Genomic DNA, 21,756 nt, shown 5'->3' on the forward strand with positions numbered 1-21,756 from the left:
TTAGGGTTACTCCTCTCCGATCGCCTTCTCCGCGAAGGCCGGGTCGATCAGTTCATCCGTCAGTTTCTCCACGTCTGCATCCGGCTTGATGACTTCACCTTCCTGCAAAATCCGTCCGGCTTCGATCAGCGCTTCTCGCTGCGCATCTCCCGGAACCGGTTGGGAGAAGTCGTTGCGCTCCATCTGGATTTCCGCGACTTCAAGCGGGATCTCCGCCTCTTCCGCAAGCAGCTCTGCTGCTTCTTCCGGGTTGTCGAGCACCCACTGGCGTGCCTTTTCGTAAGCTTCGATCACCCGTTCGACATGCTCTGGATACTTTTCTGCGAACTCTTCGCGGACGTTCAGGAAGCTGTAAGTGTTGAAGTCTTCGTTCCGGTAGAACAGGTTGGCTCCGGATTCCACTTCAAGCCGCGCCATATGTGGGTCAAGGCCCGCCCAGGCATCGACCGCGCCTGTCGTGAGGGAGCTTGCGCCATCGCCATGCTGCAGGTTCACAATTTCCACATCATCCGCTGACAGGCCGGCCTCATTCAACGCGCGCAGCAGAAAGATGTACGGGTCTGTACCGAGCGTCGCTGCAATCTTCTTGCCCTTCAAGTCTTCCACGCTCCCGATCCCGGAATCGGAATCTGTCACAAGTGCCGTCCATTCCGGCTTCGAGGCGATGTAGACGTTTTGGATCGGTGCGCCGTTCGCCTTTGACATGAGTGAAGCCGCCCCGGCTGCCGAGCCGAAGTCGACACTGTTGCTGTTCAGGAATTCCAGTGCCTTGTTGCTCCCCTGGCTGAACGTCCACTCTACCTTGATGCCATCCTCTTCAAATTCCTCTTCCAGCCAGCCGAATTTCTTCAGTACGAGACTGGTCGGCGAATAGTGCGCGTAGTCCACCCGGATCTTCTCCGGGTTACCGTCTTCTTCCGCGTTGGATGATGAGCATCCCGCCAAAGCCAATAGTGCCGCCGCTGCCAGTCCGAGCAGTTTGATTTTCGAGTTTTTCATGTTTTTTCTCCCCTTCATCTGTATGTAGTCCGCTCCGGGCCCTTTGCAATAAAAAACGCCCTCTTCTAAGAAGAGAGCGCGGGTTTCCCGTCCTCTTCTTATCTCTTGGGAATTGCTTCCCACAGGAATTAGCACCTTTCCAGACATCTGTCTGGTGGTTGCCGGGCATCGTCGGGCCAGTCCCTCCGCCGCTCTTGATAAGAATTTGGTTATTCAGTTTGATGGGATACGAAAAGCCTCCCTGAATGATCAGAGAGGCCGACTTTCCCGTTCTCTCTTATCTTCCCGGACAGATGGATGTCCGGCTGGATGTGGCACCTTTCAGGCATCGCCTGAAGGTTGCCGGGCTTCATCGGGCCAGTTCCCTCCGCCGCTCTGGATAAGATTATTTTGATTTGATTGCCATCTTACAGGAAGAATTTTCTTTGGTCAACACTAATTTTTCAAAATGGGTCAATAGTCGGAAACTTGGGTCTTTAGATGGTCAGCTCAGCTTTCCCCTAGCCTCGACCGGAATCTCGTCCACGACCTCGCCTCCGGAGACGAGCCAGGCCCGCTCGTGCAGGTTGCAGACCGGACAGATGTGGTTAGGGATAATTTGGACCTTGTCGCCGATCTCCACCTGTCGGCTGAAGGACTCGTTGTAGATGATCGCATGCTCATCGAACACGCCGTCAAGGTAGACCTCGTCGAACGCCTTGATCTTGCCGAGACCCTTGGTGGATGTGATGCCGACGTTCCGGGTCTGGGCAGTGATGCCCTTCGCCCCGACGTCTGTGATCACGCGCTCACGGGTCGGCTTGCTGATGACGGTCGTCAGGATCGTGGCGGCACAGCGGCCGTAGTCACCGAGCACATTCGACTGCGAGGCATCCATGAATACATACGTGCCGGGCCGGATCTCCGTGATGCCATCAGGGATGTCAAAGCCGAGCAGGAACGGCGGCGTCGAGCCAATGCTCACGGTTTCCGGCTCCATTCCTTCATCCCGGGCGATTTGTGCGAACTGCAGCGTCCGAGCCGATGCTTCCTCAAACAGTTCACGGCATTGTTCTCTGTTTTCCGCCTTGTACGTATGTCCGTCATGGGAGAAAACTCCGCGGAAATGCACGTGTTCACTTTTGCGGATTTCTTCAAGCAGCTCACGAAAATCACTTTCCTCAATGATCCCCGAACGCTTTTCACCGACTTCAATCTCGACTAGCACCTGCGCAGGCTTCTGTGCTTCTTGGAACACCTCTTCGATCTGTCTGATTTGGACGGGACTGTCCACCCCGAATGAGACATCAACGGATTCAGCCAGTTTTCGGACCCGCTCCAGCTTCGTCTTCCCGACGACTTGGTTGGCGATAAAAATATCTTTGAGGCCTCGCGCCGCCATCACCTCTGCTTCGCCGGTTTTGGCGACGGTGATGCCTGATGCACCGGCTTCCTTCTGCAGGTTGGCCACAACCGGCATCTTGTGCGTCTTCGTGTGTGGCCTCAGCTTTACGCCGTTCGCATCGGCATACTCTTGCATCGAGCGGATGTTTTCAAGAAGAATCTCCCGGTCGACCAGCAATGCGGGCGTGTCCAGCTCATTAATGTTCATATCCCCTTCCCCCTCTATGTTTGAATAGTCTATTAATATTGTCTCCCAAACATGTAGCTCTTGGCAATGGAACGGCCCGGACTGTTACAATTCCTGTAAGGTCGGCTCAGTAGATGAAGGGGGAATTACGAATGAGGAAAATTGGGGGAACCACTTTGGCTATCAAATCAGGAGATGTCATCCGCTTCGAGCGGACATTCACCAAGGAAGACGTACAGATGTTCACAAAACTCTCCAAGGACGAGGGCGATCATCACGTGCAGCCCGATGAACTCGACCGGCTTATCGTGCAGGGGCTACTGACGGCGACGCTGCCCACGAAAGTCGGCGGCGACAACAACGTGCTCGCCCGCACGATGAACTTCGAATTCTTCCGTCCCGTATTCACCGGAGACACCATCACCTGCGACGTCACCATCGAACAGCTGGAAAAGAAAGACGAACGGAAAACCGCCATCTACGCCACATTCCACTGTGACAACCAGCACGGGAAGCAGGTACTCGGTGGGAGTTTTGGTGGAGTGATTTTGACGATGGATTAAATTTTGGTATACGATATTATATCGACTCCGGAAATGTACCGGAGTTTTTTGATTTGCAATCGAGCACCTATCTCACCTGTTCATTTACCATAAATTCACTTGTAAAGTCGGCATTTCATTTTGGACACCCTATTTCCAACAGAGCCAAAAGGAGTCCACACATGAAAAAGAAATCCGGAAGAAGAAAGAGGACAGATACTTTTACATTACAAATACCTCCGAAACTCTATATTGCAGCTTTTGCTTTTTATATAGGAATGGAACTAGCATTAAAAATCCAACATAAAGAACTTGATTCCCCGGCTTCCTGGTTGATCCTATTATTTATAATTATTCTGTTGTTTTTTCTGCTGGGACTGTACAGACCCTTTTTCCAAACTAATCGTATCCGTCAATGGAAATTCAAGCAGAAATTATTGCTTGGTTTGCACCACATCTTAACGATAGCCCTCCTCGTGAGAACCGGTCTGTTTTTGACATTGGGATTTTTTATCTTTTCATGTGTATTGCTTTTGGTAGGTGTGTTTTGGATTTGCTTTAGGTTAAAGTCTGTAAATCAGCTGCCGATAAATGAGGGTAGTACGAAGATTGATCATGTTTCCCTTGAGGATATTGATCAAATGACGGGAAAAGAATTTGAAACATTTCTTTATAAACTCTACATCGCTAGGGGATACGACGCCAAAATCACCCCACACACGGATTATGGAATTGATTTAGTTGCTGTAAAAGATGGGATTAGAACAGGAATTCAAGCAAAGTGCTATGGCGAAGGCCGAACTGTGGGTGTTGCAGCTGTAAATGAGGTTTGTGGAGGGGCAGGTTATTGGAACGTTCAAAATAAAGTAGTCATCACAAATCGTGTTTTTACTAAGAAGGCGATGATCACTGCACGCTCAAATAACGTTATAATGATTGACCGTAATGACTTACAAAAGATGATTGACAACTACAACAAGACGTTGAACTCAAAAGAATATATTCCTCCTCCTTCAGCTTAGATTGGGTTATGAATGAGTGTTTGCATTGAAATCGTGAAAGTATTCAATGAGCACGTGAGAGTACACCATCGCTACACGAAAGTACACTATGGCTGCTTGAAAGTACACCATTCTCCCCCGAAAGTACACAACCGCGGTGCCAACAAGAAAAAACGCCTGTCCTCTCGGGACAGGCGTTTTCAGTATCAGCTCGTTTTCAGCAATCCCTGCGAATGCATGCAGTCCAGGAGATCTTCCACGGCCAGTTCTCCCGCATGGATCCATCTGTTTTTATTGATAATGTTTCCGTCTTTGTCCACCGGTTTCTGGAACTGGCTAAAGCCGGTTGCATCCAAAAGTGAGTCACCGCCATGATCCAGGCCGATATGCACGACGTGCTTGATCACGTATGGCGTGCCGAATCGGATCGTTGCAAAAGGATGGTCAAGCTGGCCGTCGACGACGACGAAAGGAAGCCGGACATAGATGGTTTCGCCGCCTTCCTGGCACAGGATGTGATCAAAGCAGCCGTGGTCATAGTCCCAGTTTCCGCCCATATGATAACCGAGATCCCGAATGCAGTCGCTCACAATCCCGTAAGATGCCATTTGTCCCTCAAGCTGTGTCTGAAGCTTCAGCATGCTGTCTCCTCCTCTAAGTTGGTCCTTTTCAGCATTTACCAAAGGAGGGGAGAGCATACCCGAGCGCACGACTCGTTCTGCTTACAATTCAAAGGCGACAAAGCTGCCTTCTTCATTGAAGTCGCTGATCCGGACCATCCGGTCGGTGAACGGTTCGACCGATTCCGGGTTGGTGCCGATCAGAAGAGAAAGCACCTGGAAGGCTTTCTCGCGTTTTAATTGATTGAACCGCTCCAGGAATTCATCCGTTACTTCATCTTCGCCGTCGGTGACAAACACGAGGTCGGCCTCTTTAAAGCGGCTTTCACCGATCACTTGCAGGGCTTCCTCAAGGGCGAGTTCGAACTTCGTCCCGCCTCCCAGAAAGGCCTCGGCAAGCCTGACGATCTGGGAAGCCCCTATGTCCCCTTTGCTGAATTCAAACTGCCGGACCTGAGAAGAAAACAAAATCAGGCACAGGTCCCGTTTCTGTTTTTTCGCGATCGACATCAGGGCGAGCACAAAGCCTTTTGACTGGGTATCCAGCTCCCTCATGCTGTCAGACTGGTCCAGGCAAAGGACGATCGGGCCCTTGTTCAGATGTTCGGGGCCTTTCAGTTCAAATTGCATCGTCTGCCTTTCTGAGAAGCGCCGGAGAAAGTCCATTTTGGTCATCGGATGCGTATACAGGCTGAGCTCGACCGGCAGCAGATTCTCGACGTCAATTCCGGTCGTGACACCCTGCCTGGCCACCGACTCGGTCTGCTTCGCCTTTTGCTTTTTCCGTGCGGTCTGTTTGAACCGTCCCGCCCAATCCGCGATTTCCTTCATCTTGCGGTCCGTGGAGATTTTTTCTGCAAGGTAAATCTTGTCTCGCAAAGGGACTTTTCTCAGTTCCGCATCGCCGCTTCCTGCACGGCTTCCGCCCAGGAGTGATTTCAGCCCTTCTCCCGCCTGCTGGGCTTCCTCCCGCGCCTGTCCCATCGACTGCCGGAAACTTTCAAGATTGAATTCGATGGTCTGCTGCAGCTTCTTATTGAATTCATCCAGGCTTTCCTCAAGGGCTTTCGGATCCGGCTGATTTTGCTGCTGGCTTAGTTGTTCCCGTACATTCCGCAACTGATCCCGCAGGCTTCGGTCTTTTTCGGTCTGCCTTGCCAGCCACTGATGCGTCTTCTCACCGGCTTTGACCGTGCCGATCGCGGAGGCCCAGTCATTTAACCTGGTAAAATGCCGGAACGTTTCAAAGGACGGATCCGCCATGATGGCTGTCATGATCTGTTTGTTGGCCACAAGGGATCCGTCTACTTCCCCTTCCGTGACCGACGGTTTCATCTTGTACAAGGATGCCCAGATGTCTCCGAGAAGCGGTTCAAAAGTCGGCATGACGGCCCCGTCCCTGAGCTCCCGGAGTCCTTTAGACATTTCCAGGATTTCTTTAAACCGCCTTTTGTCGAACGCGTCTGTGTTCAGGACTGAGGTATTCTCTTCCGGTTCAATCTTCCTCATCCGGCATCGCCTCACATTCTGTAGTAGATCCCGGACGTATCCTGGCCAGATTCCGCGTCATACATCGAGTTCACGGCAAGTTCCTGCTGCATCGATTTGACTTTAAGGAGGACGGCATCAATTTCTTCGCCGCGGCCTTCATGGCGCGCTTTCAGCCCATCCAAGTCAGCCGCCAGCTTTTTCAGCTTTTGGGACGCTTCCGCTCCATATTCCGCCGATGGGTCTTTTCTGACTCGCTCAAAAATGTCCTTGGCCTCATGTTTGAGAGAATCCAGCGTCCTGACCAGTGCGTCCTGGGCATGTCTGCGTACGATCACACAAACGGCCTCTTTCTGGTCAGTCGTTTCCCAGAGGGAATGCTCCAGGATGATCAGGTCTTCCGGCAGCACCGTTTGCCGTTTGTTGATGAGCGCCCTCGCCTGCAGCAGATGCAATGACTGCTTGAACCGGCGGTCGGAAGGGCGGATCCCTTCATCCTTCAGCTCGTTCCGTATTTTCAACAGCGCCGTATACACGTCATCCTGGATGTTAACCTGATCCGTCAGGTGCTGAAGATCGATCAGTTCCTCCATGGTCATCGTCGGCATCTGCTGATGCTGCCCCGAGTCTTTCATCATCGCAATGAAATTCTCTTCATGTGCAATATAATCCACTTCAAACCGAAGGAGGAAACGGTCAAAAAGTGCTTCAAGTCCTTCCCCGTCTTCCGGAAATTCATTGGACGCCCCGATGACGGACATCAGCGGCACCTGCACCGGCATGCCGTCATTGTAAAAGACCCGCTCATTCAGCAGGGTCAGCAGACTGTTCAGGATCGCGCTGTTCGCTTTGAAAATCTCATCCAGAAACGCCACATGCGCCTCGGGCATCTTGTTTTTCGTATTCCGCTTGTAGACACCCTGCTCCAGGTCCTTAAGCGACAAAGGGCCAAACAATTCCTCCGGCGTACTGAACCTTGTTAGCAGCCACTGGAAGTATTTCGTGCCCTTGATCATCTTGGAAAGTTCCATGACCAGCGCGGATTTCGCCGTGCCGGCAGGACCGATCATGAGGATATGCTGCCGGGACAACGCCGCGACCAGAATCGCTTCAATCTCGGCTTCGCGTTCCTGGAACCTCGCATTCAACGCATCTTTGATTTCATCTATTCTTGTAAGGTTGTTCTCCATCTCACCACTGCTCCCGTCTCATGCTGTCTATGTGCAATCAGCGTTTCCACCTTTTTCATTCCCTAATCGTGGAAACCGTAAGCCCATGGACGCTTCCCCACACTAGTTACAAATAAAAGGAAATCAGGTAAAATAAATCACACGACATCGCAACACCCTGTAGGAACTTAGCCAAACAGTTGGGATAGAGGGGAAGTTTATATGTGGGGATTTCACAGAAAGAGTCACTGAAGGATTGGTTGAAATATTGGATGAAATTCTTATTAGTAGTTTTCTTAATCCTTGGCTATGCAACCTACTACATGGTATTCCATACACCTAAAAATTCATTGGAACTCTATCAATCAATAGCAACAGCAGACGATTTTGAAGAGGCAACAAAGTTAATGTCAGAGGGGTTTGAAGGTAATTTTAAAGAAGAAGACTTTGAGTTTATATCGAAATCGAATGCGTCACCAAATCGGGTAGGACAATTTGCGATCTTTGAATATGACGAAAAAACTTTTGTGGTTATGACTACCGCCGGTACAAATAAGCTAGAAATCCTTGCGGTAGATGATTTGCCAAAAGATCTTAGGGATTACTTTCTGCAATTGGGACCGTAATGAAGCCAAAGAAAAACGCTTCATCCCTTATGGGACAAGCGTTTTTTAGCCTTAAATTACTCTGCCGGCAGATCCACCGCAAAAATAAACTCAATCTCAACCGGCGTATTGTCAGGCAACTCAGCCGCTCCAATGGCAGAGCGGGCATGACGCCCTTTCTCGCCGAAAATCTTCTCCAGCAGCTCGGAAGCCGCATCGATGACTTTCGACGGCTCATAAAATCCGGGGGCCGTCTGGACAAAGCCGGTCACCTTCAATACCTGCTCCATCCGGTCCAGGCTTCCGATTTTTGCTTTCAGTGCACTGAGCCCTTTCAGCACGCAGTACTCAGCCAGCTCACGGGCCTGTTCAACAGTCACATCTTTTCCGACCTTTCCCCGATACGGCACACTCCCATTGATCCGCGGAACCTGGCCGCTCACGTATGCCGTCCCCCGGTGGATCGTGACCGGCACATAACTGTACAAAGGCGCCACCGCCTCCGGAAGCTCCAGGTCCAGTTCCTTCAGGCGACGTTCAATCGTATCCATGTCCGACACTCCTTTTGACCAAACAATCCTACTATCCATCGCTCATTTTAACACTTGCATACCATCAAAACATTTCCGTCCGGATCTTTGAAATTAAAGTAATGACCATGTTCGATCGGCGTGACCATTTCCACGTTTTTGTTGCTCATATAGCTGAATGCTTCTTCAATGTCTTCAGTAAGGATATGAAAGGGAGGTGTCTGAAACACCCGATCCTCCGCAAAGATTTTGCTGTCCAGCACCATCCCTGTACCTTCCATCGGAATAACGTAGATGTGCCCAAACTGAATCTCATCGTCAGCTTGCAGGCCTAAAATGTCGCAGTACCAATCTCTCGCTTTCTCGATGTTGCTCACCGGGATAAATACAGTTCCGATTCGTTTTAAAATGGGGCTCTCCATTAAGACCTCCGCTAAAATAGGATATTTAATCTATTTCGTTGTTGGGATGGAAATCCCTTGTAAGCTTCCGCCCAGGCTCATTTCTTCTCGATGCTTCTGACAAGCCTCACCAGCCAATATAAGATGATCCAAGGCAAAATGTATTTTGTGGCCCATTCAACCAATAAAGGAAATACAGCCATCACATTGAGATTAAACAGGTCAGAAACAATCGCGAGTAATAGGATGATCGCGATAATGTAGAATGTTATAGAAAATCGTGACTTCTCCATGAATGCCCCCCTCCCCATTACTGTAAGGCAAAACCCAGTTTAATATCAATAATATTCCAAAAACATTACCGGAGATGAATCGCCTTTCAATTGAACAGCAGCGGCCAACCAAAATAGCAATAACAAAAAACGCCTGCCCCCATGGGACAAGCGTTTCGCGTAAGCTTCCAGCCGGGCTCGAACCGGCGACCTCTTCCTTACCATGGAAGCACTCTGCCTACTGAGCTATGGAAGCGTAATATGGGTGAAAATAAAAATGGCTCCGCAGGTAGGACTCGAACCTACGACCGATCGGTTAACAGCCGATTGCTCTACCACTGAGCTACTGCGGAATATTGAAATATCGTACCGACAGATTTCATTATACACAGGACGCCGATACGTTTCAACCCTATTTTGTTGTTTTGAGGAACCTGTTTCAGTCTGTCCGGATGACCCGGTTTCCATTCACTTTTTTCTGATCCTGCCCTCTTCTCATGCCCGTCCCCTGCCCCGCATAAGCTGATAAGAGCGAGTTTCACGGAAAGGGGCGCCCCCGATTGAAGAAGTTGCTGCTGTTTACGCTGTTTTTCCTGTTTACCGCATTTGTGCTCGTCCGGTCTTCGGGCGGCGGGCCGCTCATTCCCGTCTTCAACATCACCCAGGAGCCGGACGTGATCGTGCAGGGGAGCCAAGGTACCGCGCTTACGGTTGACCTGTCGTTCGGCGATTCGGAAGTGAAGGCTTGGCTTGAGGGACTGCAGGCCCCGTATCCGCTCATCTTCACCGATTCTGCCTGGATGGAGCGCTCCCCGGAGCTGGTCAAACTGATGATTGACCGGAACATCCCCGTCGGTCTGCTCGGGACGGAAGGCAAACGCTATGAAGAGGAGCCGAAGCTGCTTGATGAGCAGATTGGCGTGTATGAGGCCCACTTCGGCCGGAAGCCGCTTTATTTCCGGACGTCCGACGAGGAGTTCCCAAAAGCGCTCCAAAAACAACTGTTTGAGGCCGAGGTGAACGCGCTCGGGTCAACATTGCGGTGGGACGGCGGCAAGCTGCCGAAAAAGCGGGAAGGTCTGATTTTGTCCGTCCAGCATCACCAGGAAGAACGGACTGACCTCAAAAAGGTTTCGGAACTTCTGTCCTCCAATGAATTCCTGGCGATTGAAGACGTGCTTTTCGGTGTGGAGACAAAGGAAAGGAAGTTCCCTTAAACGGAAAACACCCGGCTCAGGCCGGGTGTCTGATGCGGTCCCCCATTACTGGGCGGTCCGTTTTTTCTTTTGTTTCGGATTGCCGGTTGCACCTTCCGCACGTTTGCGGGCTTCACGGCGCTCCTGGCGTTTCTTTATGTCTTCTTCCGATTTGGCATTGTACTTCGGCAGCACAAGCAACTGGTACATATTCACGGCCAGAAGCGGGAACAACAGGATCGTGACCCACTGGTCGATATTGCCGCTGCGAACCATCAGTGCCGGAAGCCATTCCAGCGTTGTAATGACGATCATAAAGAAAAGCGCCGAGATGAGGACGTGCTTTTTGCCGGTCATCTTCACTTTCAGCCATGCGGTCAGGGCAGGCACCGCGATGAGGAAGAAGAGAAGGGTCAGGTAAAGGGCAGTCCTTTTTCCATCACCTTGCGTCAGATCAAACCGGAAGTATACAAGATCGAACAGGACGATCGCGATGATGAGCATCTGCACCCAATTCCACAGTGTGAGCGAGCGGAAGATGTTTACGCCGAACTGGTGGACTGTCAGATAAGCGAAAAAGCCCATCTGCGCCACGACGCTCATCGTAAATCCGAGAAAGACCATCCAGAGGAAAGCCGCAAAGAACTCACCAAACTCTCCTGCCTGGATAAATGGCGAAAACGTATCGTTCCAGCGCACGATCAGACCGACGAGGCCGGTGATGCCGCCCCCGATCAAAAGTGCGTTGAGGAAAAATTTAAACCAATTGCGTATTGTCACGTCAGATTAAGCCTCCGTTTTTCATTTCCATTCATCAGTGTATCAACGATGGGCCGAAAAATCTATTTTGCGCGTGCATAGTCTGCACCAAAATGTGAACAATAATTGAAACAATGGCGGGAAAGGATTTGATGCGTGTGAAGCGGTTCCTCCCGGCCGGACTCGCTCTTCTCCTGCTTGCGGGATGCGGAGGCGGGCAGGCCGCCCCGAACTATGAAGAGACGAAAAAAATGGTGACCGATGCACTCCAGACCGAGGACGGCAAAAAAGCGATCCGCGACCTTCTCTCCGACCCGGAGTTCAAGGACATGGTCGCCCTTGAGCAAAAGGAAGTGAAAACTTCAATCGAAGAGACGATGCTGTCAGACAAGGGGAAAGAGTTCTGGAAAAAGCAGTTCGAGGACCCGAAGTTCAAGGAAACCATCGCCAAATCGATGCAGGAACAGCAGCAGGAAGTCATGAAACAGCTCATGAAGGATCCGGAATTCCAGAAGGACCTGGAGTCTCTGTTTGGTCAGGCGGAGATGCAGAAGACGCTCGGTGAAGTCATGAAATCCTCCGACATGCGCAAAGAGATGCAGAAAGTTGCCGAGGAAACGATCAATTCCCCGCTCCTCGCCTCGAAATGGAAGAAGCTCATCGAGGAGGCCGGCAAGCAAGAAGGCGGCGGGGGCGGAGGAAGCAGTGGCAGTGGCGGCGGCAGTTCAGGCGGCGACAAAAAAGATAAAGGTAGCGGCATGGGAGGCGGCGGCTGACCGTGAAGAAAAGGACGTTCCGGAGAATTTCGGAATCGTCCTTTTTTGGCGTTTTATTTATAATTAAGGCAAAGGGGGAAGCATCATGCAGGCATCAGAAATCGTGTGGCATAACGAAGAATCCGTCCGCTTTATGCAGTCTCTCAGCCAATTAAACGAGGAAGAATGGCGGCTGCCGATTGGTCCTGACAAGTGGACCATTGCGGAAGTCGCCGGCCACTTTGCGTCCTGGGACCGGTTTATCCTGGAGCACCGGCTTCCGTATTTTCTCGGTGATGCGCCGTTTCCTGCGGGACCGGATGCGGACGAACTGAATGCACATTCAGCGCGGGAAAGCCGGAGGCGGAGCCGGGATGAAACGATTGATGAGTTCGTCTCGGTCCGCCGGCAGCTGATCGGCGCACTCCGCGATTTACCGGCCGGCGATTGGAGCCGCGAGTTCCAAATCGGGGATTCCCGGATAACGCTCGGGCAGTATTTCGGGGGAATGATTGAACACGACCTGCACCACTTCCGGCAGATCCGGCAGGTGCTGCAGGCCAATTAAAGAAGGAGTTCCGGCCGTTCCGGAACTCCCCATTTTTATGTTTCTTCCTTTGCCATCACGAGAAAGCGTGTCCCTTCCCGCCTGAAGGAACCGGTCTCCCGGAAACCCGCTTTCCGGTAAAGACGGATAGCGCGCTTATTAAAGTCCGCCACGGTGAGCCGAAAGGCCAAGGGTGACCGGGTCAACCTCAGATGGTCGAGGATGAGCTTGAAAAACTCTGGCCCTTTCCCTTGCCCCGTCCGCTCAGGCTTCATCCCCAGGCCGATATCGATGATCTCGTCTCCTTCCGGATAGGCGCCTGCGCCGTATCCTGCCGGCACCCGCGCCTCCGCTCCCGTGCAGAAAAAGCCGATCAGACGATTGTCCTCAAAGACGGCTTGATACCCCATGAGCTCATCTGCCCCTTCACCATTTAGGTTATATAAATCATACGGCGGCGGATACGCCCATTCTGTGATCTCCTGCGCTTCCCGTTCACTCATTGGCCGGATTTCCATGTCAGTCACCCTTTCATGACGATTCATTCGACGATGGGCGTCTCCGCTCCTCTTTCAGTAAGGGCCTCAGCAGTCGAAAGTGACGAATCGGGCCGTGAAAGTGACGAAAGAGCTCCCGAAAGTGACGAAACGCTCCCTGAATGTGACGATTCGGGCGAGAGTCGCTCCAAATGAGAAAACCGCCGTACCCGGGTGGGTGCAGCGGCTGCTGAATTCGATCAGTTATTCCTTGGGTCAAATGGGCTGACCGGGCCTTCGTTTTGCGCTGGCTTGTCGCCCTTGTCGAGTTTCGCCACGATCTTCGAGGCCATTTCGCCGTAGAGCTTTCCTGTCGGATGGTCTTCGGCATAGACGGACGGGGCGAAGTCGTTTTCGTCCCAGTCCGGCTGACCAAGCGGAATCTGGCCGAGCAGTTCGGTACGGAGCTCTTCGGCCAGTTTCGGGCCGCCGCCCTTGCCGAAGACGTATTCCTTCTCGCCCGACTTGGACTCGAACCACGACATGTTCTCGACGACGCCAAGAATTTCGTGTTCCGTCTTCAGCGCCATCGCGCCCGCACGCGCAGCGACAAATGCAGCCGTCGGGTGAGGCGTTGTGACGATCAGTTCCTTCGACGTCGGAAGCATCTGGTGAACGTCGAGTGCAACGTCGCCCGTGCCAGGAGGCAGGTCGAGGAGGAGGAAGTCCAGGTCGCCCCACTCCACATCGCGGAAGAACTGGTCAAGCACCTTGCCGAGCATCGGACCACGCCAAACGACGGGCGCGTTCTGGTCGACGAAGAAGTCCATCGAGATGACCTTTACACCGAAGCGCTCTACAGGGATGATCGAGTTGCCGCGGACGACAGGGTTCTGTTCGATGCCCATCATGTTCGGTACGCTGAAGCCGTAGATATCAGCATCAACCAGGCCGACTTTCTTGCCCTGGCGTGCGAGCGCGACGGCGAGGTTGACGGAAACCGTCGACTTGCCGACGCCGCCCTTGCCCGATGCGACCGAGATGATCTGAACTTTGTTCAGCGGGGACAGGATGTCCTGTGCCTCGGAAACGTCCGCAGTGCCGCGGAACTGCTCGAGCTTCTCAGGCGACAGTTCCTCGAAGCGGATGCCGACTGTCTTTACACCCGCTTTCTTCAGTGTGTCGACGACTTTCATCTGAAGCTGCATTTGCTCGGCGTTATTGATTTTTGCAATCGCCAGCTTTACGCTCACGTGTTCTTTTTCCTCTTTGATCGAGACTTCGACGATGCCGCCGGTCTCGTCCAATGTACGGTGAAGGAACGGGTCCTGAAGCGCTCCGACCAGTTCCCGGATTTGTTGTTCATTGATCAATTTCAGACACTCCCAATCCGGTCATTTCTCCCTACAGTATACCACAGGGAAATGCCGAATCGAGCAGACCGCTCACTGGACGTCCTGCGACAGATAGTCCGATACGCCGTCCGCGATTGCAGAGGCCATTTTCTTCTGGTAGCCCGTGTCTGTCAGCAGGTCGCGCTCCTCCGGGTTGCTCAGGAAACCGGTCTCGATCAGCACGGCCGGCGTCGGTACTTTTTTCAGCAAATACACCTGACGGACGGCGAGTGCCTCCCGCTCCGTGTTCTTCACGTTCTCGACAATCGAGCCCTGCACAGCCTTTGCCAGCAGTTCGCTTCTCGGATGCCCTTCATGATGATAAAACACCTGTGCTCCGCGCCACTTTGCCTCCGGAACCGCATTCCCGTGGATACTCAGGAACATATCCGGCTCCTCATCAAGCGCAATCTGTTCCCTCAGCTTCAGGTCTGCCATCTTTCGTGCGCGGATGGACGGGAAATCCTTCCCCGGCTCCCGCTCTGCGAGTGCATCCCCGCTCTTCGTGCGAGTCATGATGACTGTAGCGCCCTTTTTCTTCAGCTGTTTCTCCAGTTCCTTTGCGATCGCCAGGTTGATGTCGCCCTCGATGACGTCTCCCGAAGACGCGCCTCCGTCCGGTCCGCCGTGCCCCGGATCGATCACGACCTTCACCCCGCCCATCGGCTCCGGCAGGAAAAAGTCGCGATCCGACGCCAATGTCTCATACGCCAGGAACGCCGCTGACGCGATCAGGATAAATGCAAGAACCACTACCCGCTTTTTAAACTTCCCCATGCGTAACGGTCACCGCCTTTTTCACCATCATACGCCCGTGGTGGACCGGCTATGCTTGGACCTGGAGACAAGGTTGCGAACCACTGGGGTGCCGGCGCGGATTGTTTGGTTGCCGGCGTGAAATTTCAGGTTGCGGTCGCGAATCTCCAAGGTGCCGGCGCGAATCCCACTGTTGCGGTCGCGAAACTCCGGCTTGCCGACGCGAATCTTATTGTTGCTGTCGCGAATCACCTCATTGCCGGTGCGAACGCCCATCCAACTCCCATCCATAAGAAAAACCGGCGCACCCAAAAAGGTGCGCCGGTCCAGCCGGTCAGGCGATGGTTTCGCCTTCCCATGCCAGCATGCCACCGGTCATATTCGTGACGTTGTAGCCGTTTCCGCCAAGGAAGTTGCATGCCATCGAGCTGCGGTTTCCGGAGCGGCAGATGATGATGTATTCCTTGTCCTCATCCAGTTCTCCGAGCCGCTCGGGCAGTTCCATGAGCGGGATGTGGACCGCTCCAGGGATCATGCCGGCGGCGACTTCTTCGTGCTCACGGACGTCGATCATGTCCGGCTGCTCGCCTGCTTCAAGGCGGGCTTCCAGGTCTTTGGTCGAAATTTCGTTCATAGCAATCCCTCCTGCGGTTTATTGTAGCGTATCAGTACATCTTCATGTACTGTTCGCGCTCCCACGGGTGGACGGTCATACGGTATTGTTCCCACTCCATGCGCTTGGCGTCCATGTAATTCTTGTAGATATGGCTGCCGAGTGCCTCGCGGATCGTCTCGTCGGATTCGAGCGCGTTGAGCGCGTGGTCGAGGTCGGTCGGCAGTGTGCCGATGCCGGCCTCTTCCAATTCCTCCGGTGTCATCTCATAGAGGTTGCGGTCGACCGGCGCCGGGACGTCGAGGTCCCGCTTGATGCCGTCAAGGCCAGCCTTCAGGATGACCGCGAGCGCCAGGTACGGGTTCGCGGACGGGTCGACGGAGCGTACTTCGATCCGTGTGGAGAGGCCGCGCGATGCCGGAATCCGGACAAGCGGGCTGCGGTTCTGAGCGCTCCATGCAACGTAGCTCGGCGCCTCGTAGCCCGGCACGAGCCGCTTGTACGAGTTGACGGTCGGGTTGGTTACCGCCGTGAAGCTGCGCACATGTTCGAGGACACCTGCCATGAATTTGTAGGCAGTCTCGCTCAGCTTCATCTGGCCAGATTCGTCGAAGAACGCGTTTTCGTCGCCCTTGAACAGCGAGATGTTGCAGTGCATGCCGGAGCCCGCGACACCAAACAGCGGTTTCGGCATGAACGTCGCATGCAGGCCGTGCTTTCGTGCGATCGTCTTGACGACGAGTTTGAACGTCTGGATATTGTCACATGCGGCCAGTGCGTCCGCATACTTGAAGTCGATCTCATGCTGGCCCGGTGCCACTTCGTGGTGGGACGCCTCAATCTCGAAGCCCATCTCCTCCAGCTCGAGCACGATGTCCCGGCGGCAGTTTTCGCCAAGGTCGGTCGGTGCCAGGTCGAAGTAGCCGCCGTTGTCGTTCAGCTCAAGCGTCGGCTGCAGGTTATGATCCAGCTTGAACAGGAAAAACTCCGGCTCCGGGCCGAGGTTGAAGTGGGTGAAGCCCATTTCCTCCATCTCTTTCAGGACGCGCTTCAGGTTGTTCCGCGGATCTCCCTCGAACGGCGTGCCGTCCGCCTTGGAAATGTCACAGATCAGCCGCGCGACCTTGCCTTTGCCCGTCGTCCACGGGAACACCATCCACGTGTCAAGGTCCGGAATCAGATACATATCGGACTCTTCGATCCGTACAAAGCCTTCGATCGAAGAGCCGTCGAACATCATCTTGTTGTCGAGCGCCTTGTCGAGCTGGCTGACCGGGATCTCCACATTTTTGATCGTGCCGAGCACGTCCGTGAATTGGAGACGGATGAAATTCACATTGTCTTCCTCAACAAACTTCCAGATATCATCGCGTGTGTACTTGCCCATATTCAGCCACTCTCCTTTTTCAGTGTTGCAACGGCGCCCGGCCATCACATTTTTTTATCATACTGTCGGAAAACGGCATAAGCAAGAAAAATTTGAGGAATTTTATTGAAGAAATGAGATAATTTCTTCCAGATGATAGGTAAAATAAAATCCCTTCCCCATAATTGGGAAAAGGATGAAAATGGAAGCGTTTTATTTCCCTGATTCTGCCTGAAGGCGGAAAGGGAGCGGGCAATCAGAATAGCACAGAGATGGAGTCCGGACAAGCGTCCATTAAAGAAATCACCTGGTCTTTCGTAGTCTCCGCTTGGACTCTCAGCGGAGTCGCCTGATCTTTCGTGATCTCCGCCTGTACTCTAGACTGCTTTGCCTGGTCTTTCGCTGTCTTTGTCCGCTTACTCCCCCGCTTCCAGCGCGAGCAGCCGCTCCTTCATCGCCAGTCCTCCACGGAATCCGGTAAGCTTGCCGTTTTTGCCGATGACCCGGTGGCACGGGACGAGCATGAGCACCGGGTTGGCTCCGATGGCTGCGGCGACGGCGCGGACGGCGGTCGGGCGCCCGATGCGCTCCGCGATGTCGGAGTATGTCACGGTGTTGCCGCACGGAATGTCCCGGAGTGCCTGCCAGACTTTCTGCTGGAACGGGGTGCCGCCGAGGTCGACGGGCAGATCGAATTCGGTCCGCGAGCCATCAAAGTATTCCCCAAGCTGTTTCCTGTACGGATCTAGTGCCCCGTCGTCGCGGACCAGTTCGGCTCCGGGGCGGCGCGCGCCTGCCCACTCCTCGAGCTCATCGAAGCCGCGCCCTTCCGAACCGATCCAGCAGAGACCCTTGTCCGTCGCGGCGATGATGAGGTCCCAGTCCCCCTGCTGAAGCTGTGACCAGCGGATTGTTTCCATGGTTCATCCTCCCCTTTTGCTGTTGGTGAACCCATTATACCTTCTCAACCGGCACCCCTCGACATATTTCCCGGGAAATGAATCAAAGACTGTCGAAGTCACAAGAAAAAATCCCCTCTCCATAAAGAGAAGGGATGGCACGGCATCAGCCGGCCGAATAAACGCGGCTTTTGAGGCGAGTCGAGAACACCTCAAGAACGATGGCGACTGCCAGGATCATATACGTGATCATGCCGACTTCGCGCAGGTCGAAGTAGAAACCGGAAGCCATGAAGAGCTCAAATCCGATACCGCCGGCGCCGGCTGCCGCGCCCATCGCAACGGCCACCGAGAAGTTGATCTCGAAGCGGAGGAAGGTCCAGGACAGGAGATAAGTGAACGTGGACGGCAGTACGCCGTGGACGACGGTCTGCCACCAGCCGGCACCAGTCGCCCGGAGCGCCTCAAGAATCTTCGGGTCTACCTCTTCAAACGCCTCGGAAAATGCCTTCACGAGATAAGCGACCGAGTGGAACAGCATCCCGAGAACGGCCGCCTCGCTGCCGAGCCCTGCTGCGATGGCGAAGATCAGCACCCAGAGGACCGTCGGCACCGCGCGCACGAATGCGACAACGACACGGATCGACCTGGACAGCCAGGGGACGCTCAGGTTTTCCGCAGCGCCCAGTGCGAGGAAAAAGGCGAAGACTGCGCCGAATACTGTGGCAAGTGCACCGAGTCCGAGCGTGATGGCGACCTGCATGGCCGCCTCGCCCCAGCCGAAGTGGCTGAGCTTCGGCTCAAGGAACATGGCTTTCAGATTATAGAGGGTCTCCGGGATCGCCTGGAGCGGCCGGAAGCCGGTGTAGTCAAAGAAGAAGAAGGCGAGGACCGTCAGTGCGCCGAGCGTCCAGAGTGTCGAACTGAGGACCAGGCTGACCCGGTTGCCGGAGCGGATATTGATTTTGCCGGTCCTTGTGCGTCGGATGACGGTTGGTTGTTGGGTTATCTGCTGCATTTACAGGATCACCTTCCGGATTCTCGTCGAGAGGAGTTCGATCAGAATGACCGCCAGCACGATTGTGATCGTGATCAGTGCGACCACCTCATAGTTCATCGTCTTGTAGTACATGTCGAACATATAGCCGATTCCGGTGCCTGTCAGGATGCCGACAAGCGTGGCGCTGCGGATGTTCGTCTCGATCATGAACAGCACCCAGCTGACCATCTGCGGGAGGCCCTGCGGCACGACGGCCTTGCTGACAATCTGCCAGTACGTGGCGCCGGTCGCCCGGAGCGCCTCGACCGAGCCCAGCGATGCTTCGTCGATCGTCTCCATAAAGGCCCGGGTCAGAAACCCGAGGGTGCCTACAAAAAGGGCGAGGAAGCCGGTTACCGAGTTCTGGCCAAAGGACAGCAGGAGTATGAGCGACCAGGCCACGACCGGAATGTTCCTCGACAGCGAGGCGACAAAGCGGGAGACCGCACCGAGCGCACGGTTCACCATTGTCGTCTTGGATCCCATGATTGCGAGGAACAGCGACAGAACCGCTGCAATCGTTGTGGCGGCAATTGACATGAACACAGTCTCGATCAGCTTCTCCATGATGGCCGGAAGCTTGCCGAGTGCCTCTCCGTCCACAAGAAGGTTGGAGAAGATCCATGCCATCGCCCCGGGAACTGCCTCCAGACTGCTGACGAAGCCATAGTCTGTGATCCATGCAGACAGATAGGTGAGGACGATGACCCCCAGAAAGAGCATTGTCATTTGGAATTTTCGTTTTTTCAGTACGGTTTCATTCATGTGGGGCAGGCTCCTCAGACAGTGATCAGTTCGCGGGTCTCTACGGCGGTTTTCATGCCGTAGATTTCATCGGTGAAGCGCTGGTTGAGCAGCGGGCTCGGGCCGTCAAACACCACTTCGCCCTTTTTCAGCCCGATAATCCGGTTGGCATAGTCCTTCGCCACGTCCACCTGGTGAAGGTTGACGATGCACGTAATGCCGAACTCGATGGAAATGGATTTCAGGTGGTCCATGATCACCTTGGACGAGTTCGGGTCGAGCGAGGCGATCGGTTCATCACAGAGGATGATTTTCGGGTCCTGGATGAGCGCCCGGCAAATGCCGACGCGCTGCTGCTGGCCGCCGCTCAGCTGGTCGCAACGCTTGTAGGCGTGTTCGGCGATGCCGAGCTTTTCCAGAAGTTCGAACGCCTTTCGCTTTTCCGCTTCCGTGAACAGCCCGAGAACTCCCTGAAGGGTCGACTTGTATCCGAAGCGCCCGTGCAGGACGTTTTCGATGACGGTCAGTCTCGGGACCAGGTTGTAGTGCTGGAACACCATGCCGATGTTCGTACGGACTTCCCTGAGGCCCTTCTTGTTTTGCGCTCCGACATCATTGCCGTCGAAGAACACCTGGCCTTCCCCGATGTCGACCATCCGGTTCAGGCAGCGCAGCATGGTGGATTTCCCTGCCCCCGAAGGGCCGATCACCGCTACAAACTCTCCTGCTTCAACGGAAAACGTGACATCCTTCAGTATCGGATTGCCCGGCTGGTATGACTTGGTCAGACCGTTCACTTCCAGTAATGGCACAGAAAAAACCCCTTTGCTGTTTAAGATGGCCTTGGCAGAATGGCCCGCCGGCCGGCAACTTGCCGTTCCGGCGGGCCGGGAACCCATCAACTCAGTTGGAAAGCTCGCGGATCGGATCGAACCAGCTGTCTTCCACTTCTGCAAAACGTTCGCCGTCGGACTTCTTGAAGAGACCGGATGCTTCCGAGTCTTCCGGAACGAAGATTTCTTCATTATCGGCTATTGCATCAGAAGTAAAGGCATCACGGATCTTATTGAAGTCTTCCTCGCTCAGTACTTCCGTGTTGGCGACAAACGGTGCGTTCAGAACAGGCGTCACGCTGACGAGCACAAACTCTTCTCCCGGTACAGTGTGGAACGGTTCTGCCGCGCCATCCTTGACCCGGTAGACCGAACCAGGCGTGTTTTCCTCACCCTCGGCCACTTCCACGTAGTTGTCCACGCAAGTGTCGCAGAATGCGGCTGCTTCAACAGTCCCCTTAAGGAGATTCACTGCCGAACCCTGGTGGGAGCCGCCGAACTGGACCTGTTCAAAGAACGGGCCGCCTTCCATCAGGTCTTCCTCGCTCAGCCCCTTGTCGGAAAAGTGATTCAGAATCGAGGAGGAAGGAACGACAAAGCCGGAAGTCGAGCTGTTCGAGACGAAGGAGAAGGACTTTCCTTCAATCGGGTCGATCGTGTATGCATCTCCGTCCTTGTAGTCATCCGCATTTTCCTTCTCGACCGCGATCCAGGAATGGTACTTGGCGTCATCCAGCGTACCGGACGGGCCGGTCGGAACAGCCAGCGGTTCGATGGCGTCATTGGCTTCCCTGGCTTCGATATAGCCCTGCGCCCCCATGAAGGCGAGCTCGGCGTTGTTGTTGACGATCGTTTCGATGGCGATGGCATAGTCGGTCGTCAGGTGGTGTTTGACTTCTTTTCCGGTGGCTTCGCCGACCGCTTCACCGATGGCATCACGGGCGCCCTTCAGGTCGTTGCCGGATTCATTCGGATACCAGACGATGTCGACCACGTCGTCTCCCTTGCCAGTGCTTTCTGCATCGCTTTCAGAACAGGCTCCCAACAGTGCGGCAGTTGCTGCGGCAGCAAGCAGCAGCCCGAATCGTTTTTTCATCATTCGATCCCCTTTTCCTGGTGTTTTGGCTTTTTCATTCTGCATGTCCTGCGTGGTTCAGTTACATTGAAGCACGTAACCTGACC

General features: G+C 53.9%; 25 protein-coding genes, 2 tRNA genes and 2 riboswitches. Of the genes, 6 read left to right on the plus strand and 21 right to left on the minus strand.

The annotated features are described in order from the left end of the window. Positions 1–6: 6 nt before the first annotated feature. A complete protein-coding gene (locus AV656_RS12100; protein ID WP_063182301.1) occupies positions 7–999 on the minus strand; it encodes an aliphatic sulfonate ABC transporter substrate-binding protein in 993 nt (330 codons plus the stop codon). Between the two features lie 95 nt (positions 1,000–1,094). Continuing rightward, positions 1,095–1,203: riboswitch (SAM riboswitch) on the minus strand. Between the two features lie 70 nt (positions 1,204–1,273). After that, a riboswitch (SAM riboswitch) is annotated at positions 1,274–1,385 on the minus strand. Positions 1,386–1,483: 98 nt separating this feature from the next. Beyond that, positions 1,484–2,590 (minus strand): D-TA family PLP-dependent enzyme, encoded by a 1,107-nt coding sequence (locus tag AV656_RS12105; protein ID WP_063182303.1) that lies wholly within the window; start codon positions 2,588–2,590, stop codon positions 1,484–1,486. A 131-nt stretch (positions 2,591–2,721) separates the two neighbouring features. Between AV656_RS12105 and AV656_RS12110 the strand changes: the two genes are divergently transcribed. Continuing rightward, positions 2,722–3,132 (plus strand): FAS1-like dehydratase domain-containing protein, encoded by a 411-nt coding sequence (locus AV656_RS12110; protein WP_419865558.1) that lies wholly within the window; start codon positions 2,722–2,724, stop codon positions 3,130–3,132. A gap of 161 nt (positions 3,133–3,293) precedes the next feature. After that, entirely contained in the window at positions 3,294–4,133 is an 840-nt protein-coding gene (locus tag AV656_RS12115) for a restriction endonuclease (protein WP_063182305.1), read from the plus strand. A 185-nt stretch (positions 4,134–4,318) separates the two neighbouring features. Here the strand turns inward: AV656_RS12115 and AV656_RS12120 are convergent, their stop codons facing one another. The 3 genes from AV656_RS12120 to AV656_RS12130 form a co-directional block, all read right to left on the minus strand. After that, positions 4,319–4,753 (minus strand): YugN family protein, encoded by a 435-nt coding sequence (locus tag AV656_RS12120; protein ID WP_063182307.1) that lies wholly within the window; start codon positions 4,751–4,753, stop codon positions 4,319–4,321. Between the two features lie 81 nt (positions 4,754–4,834). Beyond that, positions 4,835–6,241: a VWA domain-containing protein gene (locus AV656_RS12125; RefSeq protein WP_063182309.1), complete on the minus strand. Its 1,407-nt coding sequence runs from the start codon at positions 6,239–6,241 to the stop codon at positions 4,835–4,837. Positions 6,242–6,252: 11 nt separating this feature from the next. Beyond that, positions 6,253–7,410: an AAA family ATPase gene (locus AV656_RS12130; protein WP_063182311.1), complete on the minus strand. Its 1,158-nt coding sequence runs from the start codon at positions 7,408–7,410 to the stop codon at positions 6,253–6,255. 203 nt (positions 7,411–7,613) lie between these two features. Between AV656_RS12130 and AV656_RS12135 the strand changes: the two genes are divergently transcribed. Beyond that, positions 7,614–8,015 (plus strand): hypothetical protein, encoded by a 402-nt coding sequence (locus AV656_RS12135; protein ID WP_063182313.1) that lies wholly within the window; start codon positions 7,614–7,616, stop codon positions 8,013–8,015. Between the two features lie 56 nt (positions 8,016–8,071). Here AV656_RS12135 and AV656_RS12140 read toward each other — a convergent pair whose 3' ends face one another. The 4 genes from AV656_RS12140 to AV656_RS12160 all read right to left on the minus strand — a co-directional run bounded on the left by AV656_RS12140 (position 8,072) and on the right by AV656_RS12160 (position 9,550). Further along, entirely contained in the window at positions 8,072–8,545 is a 474-nt protein-coding gene (locus tag AV656_RS12140) for a RidA family protein (protein ID WP_063182315.1), read from the minus strand. 47 nt (positions 8,546–8,592) lie between these two features. Beyond that, positions 8,593–8,946: a VOC family protein gene (locus tag AV656_RS12145; RefSeq protein ID WP_063182318.1), complete on the minus strand. Its 354-nt coding sequence runs from the start codon at positions 8,944–8,946 to the stop codon at positions 8,593–8,595. A gap of 434 nt (positions 8,947–9,380) precedes the next feature. After that, positions 9,381–9,453 (minus strand) — tRNA-Thr (locus AV656_RS12155). Between the two features lie 22 nt (positions 9,454–9,475). After that, positions 9,476–9,550 (minus strand) — tRNA-Asn (locus tag AV656_RS12160). 207 nt (positions 9,551–9,757) lie between these two features. Here AV656_RS12160 and AV656_RS12165 point away from each other — a divergent pair. After that, positions 9,758–10,414 (plus strand): hypothetical protein, encoded by a 657-nt coding sequence (locus AV656_RS12165; RefSeq protein WP_063182322.1) that lies wholly within the window; start codon positions 9,758–9,760, stop codon positions 10,412–10,414. Positions 10,415–10,459: 45 nt separating this feature from the next. On the opposite strand, the gene AV656_RS12170 is transcribed toward AV656_RS12165, so the two are convergent. Beyond that, positions 10,460–11,173, minus strand: coding sequence for a KinB-signaling pathway activation protein (locus tag AV656_RS12170; protein ID WP_063182324.1), 714 nt, complete (start codon positions 11,171–11,173; stop codon positions 10,460–10,462). Between the two features lie 137 nt (positions 11,174–11,310). Here AV656_RS12170 and gerD point away from each other — a divergent pair, with 137 nt between their 5' ends. Both gerD and AV656_RS12180 read left to right on the plus strand, forming a co-directional pair. Beyond that, positions 11,311–11,928, plus strand: a complete 618-nt coding sequence (gene gerD / locus AV656_RS12175) for a spore germination lipoprotein GerD (RefSeq protein WP_063182999.1) — start codon at positions 11,311–11,313, stop codon at positions 11,926–11,928. A gap of 85 nt (positions 11,929–12,013) precedes the next feature. Then, positions 12,014–12,475, plus strand: a complete 462-nt coding sequence (locus tag AV656_RS12180) for a DinB family protein (RefSeq protein ID WP_063182326.1) — start codon at positions 12,014–12,016, stop codon at positions 12,473–12,475. Positions 12,476–12,510: 35 nt separating this feature from the next. Here the strand turns inward: AV656_RS12180 and AV656_RS12185 are convergent, their stop codons facing one another. The 11 genes from AV656_RS12185 to AV656_RS12235 all read right to left on the minus strand — a co-directional run bounded on the left by AV656_RS12185 (position 12,511) and on the right by AV656_RS12235 (position 21,670). Further along, positions 12,511–12,972, minus strand: coding sequence for a GNAT family N-acetyltransferase (locus AV656_RS12185; protein WP_063182328.1), 462 nt, complete (start codon positions 12,970–12,972; stop codon positions 12,511–12,513). A gap of 218 nt (positions 12,973–13,190) precedes the next feature. Next, positions 13,191–14,303, minus strand: coding sequence for a P-loop NTPase (locus tag AV656_RS12190; protein ID WP_063182330.1), 1,113 nt, complete (start codon positions 14,301–14,303; stop codon positions 13,191–13,193). 72 nt (positions 14,304–14,375) lie between these two features. Further along, the gene (locus tag AV656_RS12195; RefSeq protein ID WP_063182332.1) at positions 14,376–15,101 is read right to left on the minus strand and encodes an N-acetylmuramoyl-L-alanine amidase; all 726 of its coding nucleotides are present in this window, start codon (positions 15,099–15,101) and stop codon (positions 14,376–14,378) included. 27 nt (positions 15,102–15,128) lie between these two features. Next, positions 15,129–15,356 carry a hypothetical protein gene (locus tag AV656_RS12200; protein WP_063182334.1) on the minus strand — a complete coding sequence of 76 codons (228 nt, stop codon included), beginning with the start codon at positions 15,354–15,356 and terminating at the stop codon, positions 15,129–15,131. Positions 15,357–15,414: 58 nt separating this feature from the next. Further along, on the minus strand, positions 15,415–15,714 hold the full coding sequence (locus AV656_RS12205; protein WP_063182336.1) for a rhodanese-like domain-containing protein: 300 nt from the start codon (positions 15,712–15,714) through the stop codon (positions 15,415–15,417). Positions 15,715–15,745: 31 nt separating this feature from the next. After that, positions 15,746–17,080, minus strand: coding sequence for a type I glutamate--ammonia ligase (glnA, locus tag AV656_RS12210; RefSeq protein WP_063182338.1), 1,335 nt, complete (start codon positions 17,078–17,080; stop codon positions 15,746–15,748). Between the two features lie 395 nt (positions 17,081–17,475). Beyond that, positions 17,476–17,979, minus strand: a complete 504-nt coding sequence (locus AV656_RS12215) for a methylated-DNA--[protein]-cysteine S-methyltransferase (protein ID WP_063182340.1) — start codon at positions 17,977–17,979, stop codon at positions 17,476–17,478. A gap of 145 nt (positions 17,980–18,124) precedes the next feature. Next, positions 18,125–18,976: an ABC transporter permease subunit gene (locus tag AV656_RS12220; protein WP_063182342.1), complete on the minus strand. Its 852-nt coding sequence runs from the start codon at positions 18,974–18,976 to the stop codon at positions 18,125–18,127. Continuing rightward, positions 18,977–19,762 carry a phosphate/phosphonate ABC transporter permease gene (locus AV656_RS12225; RefSeq protein ID WP_063182344.1) on the minus strand — a complete coding sequence of 262 codons (786 nt, stop codon included), beginning with the start codon at positions 19,760–19,762 and terminating at the stop codon, positions 18,977–18,979. 14 nt (positions 19,763–19,776) lie between these two features. Further along, positions 19,777–20,553, minus strand: a complete 777-nt coding sequence (gene phnC / locus AV656_RS12230; protein ID WP_063182346.1) for a phosphonate ABC transporter ATP-binding protein — start codon at positions 20,551–20,553, stop codon at positions 19,777–19,779. Between the two features lie 91 nt (positions 20,554–20,644). After that, positions 20,645–21,670 carry a PhnD/SsuA/transferrin family substrate-binding protein gene (locus AV656_RS12235; RefSeq protein ID WP_063182348.1) on the minus strand — a complete coding sequence of 342 codons (1,026 nt, stop codon included), beginning with the start codon at positions 21,668–21,670 and terminating at the stop codon, positions 20,645–20,647. Positions 21,671–21,756: the final 86 nt, after the last annotated feature.

This window comes from Bhargavaea cecembensis, from assembly GCF_001619585.1.
Classification (GTDB): domain Bacteria; phylum Bacillota; class Bacilli; order Bacillales_A; family Planococcaceae; genus Bhargavaea; species Bhargavaea cecembensis_A.

Bases quoted from the DNA above. Each gene is read 5' to 3' on its own strand.
- AV656_RS12100 (WP_063182301.1), bottom strand. From the start codon at position 999: ATGAAAAACTCGAAAATCAAACTGCTCGGACTGGCAGCGGCGGCACTA.
- AV656_RS12105 (WP_063182303.1), bottom strand. From the start codon at position 2,590: ATGAACATTAATGAGCTGGACACGCCCGCATTGCTGGTCGACCGGGAG.
- AV656_RS12110 (WP_419865558.1), top strand. From the start codon at position 2,722: ATGAGGAAAATTGGGGGAACCACTTTGGCTATCAAATCAGGAGATGTC.
- AV656_RS12115 (WP_063182305.1), top strand. From the start codon at position 3,294: ATGAAAAAGAAATCCGGAAGAAGAAAGAGGACAGATACTTTTACATTA.
- AV656_RS12120 (WP_063182307.1), bottom strand. From the start codon at position 4,753: ATGCTGAAGCTTCAGACACAGCTTGAGGGACAAATGGCATCTTACGGG.
- AV656_RS12125 (WP_063182309.1), bottom strand. From the start codon at position 6,241: ATGAGGAAGATTGAACCGGAAGAGAATACCTCAGTCCTGAACACAGAC.
- AV656_RS12130 (WP_063182311.1), bottom strand. From the start codon at position 7,410: ATGGAGAACAACCTTACAAGAATAGATGAAATCAAAGATGCGTTGAAT.
- AV656_RS12140 (WP_063182315.1), bottom strand. From the start codon at position 8,545: ATGGATACGATTGAACGTCGCCTGAAGGAACTGGACCTGGAGCTTCCG.
- AV656_RS12145 (WP_063182318.1), bottom strand. From the start codon at position 8,946: ATGGAGAGCCCCATTTTAAAACGAATCGGAACTGTATTTATCCCGGTG.
- AV656_RS12180 (WP_063182326.1), top strand. From the start codon at position 12,014: ATGCAGGCATCAGAAATCGTGTGGCATAACGAAGAATCCGTCCGCTTT.
- AV656_RS12185 (WP_063182328.1), bottom strand. From the start codon at position 12,972: ATGGAAATCCGGCCAATGAGTGAACGGGAAGCGCAGGAGATCACAGAA.
- AV656_RS12195 (WP_063182332.1), bottom strand. From the start codon at position 15,101: ATGGGGAAGTTTAAAAAGCGGGTAGTGGTTCTTGCATTTATCCTGATC.
- AV656_RS12200 (WP_063182334.1), bottom strand. From the start codon at position 15,356: ATGGGCGTTCGCACCGGCAATGAGGTGATTCGCGACAGCAACAATAAG.
- AV656_RS12205 (WP_063182336.1), bottom strand. From the start codon at position 15,714: ATGAACGAAATTTCGACCAAAGACCTGGAAGCCCGCCTTGAAGCAGGC.
- glnA (WP_063182338.1), bottom strand. From the start codon at position 17,080: ATGGGCAAGTACACACGCGATGATATCTGGAAGTTTGTTGAGGAAGAC.
- AV656_RS12215 (WP_063182340.1), bottom strand. From the start codon at position 17,979: ATGGAAACAATCCGCTGGTCACAGCTTCAGCAGGGGGACTGGGACCTC.
- AV656_RS12220 (WP_063182342.1), bottom strand. From the start codon at position 18,976: ATGCAGCAGATAACCCAACAACCAACCGTCATCCGACGCACAAGGACC.
- AV656_RS12225 (WP_063182344.1), bottom strand. From the start codon at position 19,762: ATGAATGAAACCGTACTGAAAAAACGAAAATTCCAAATGACAATGCTC.
- AV656_RS12235 (WP_063182348.1), bottom strand. From the start codon at position 21,670: ATGAAAAAACGATTCGGGCTGCTGCTTGCTGCCGCAGCAACTGCCGCA.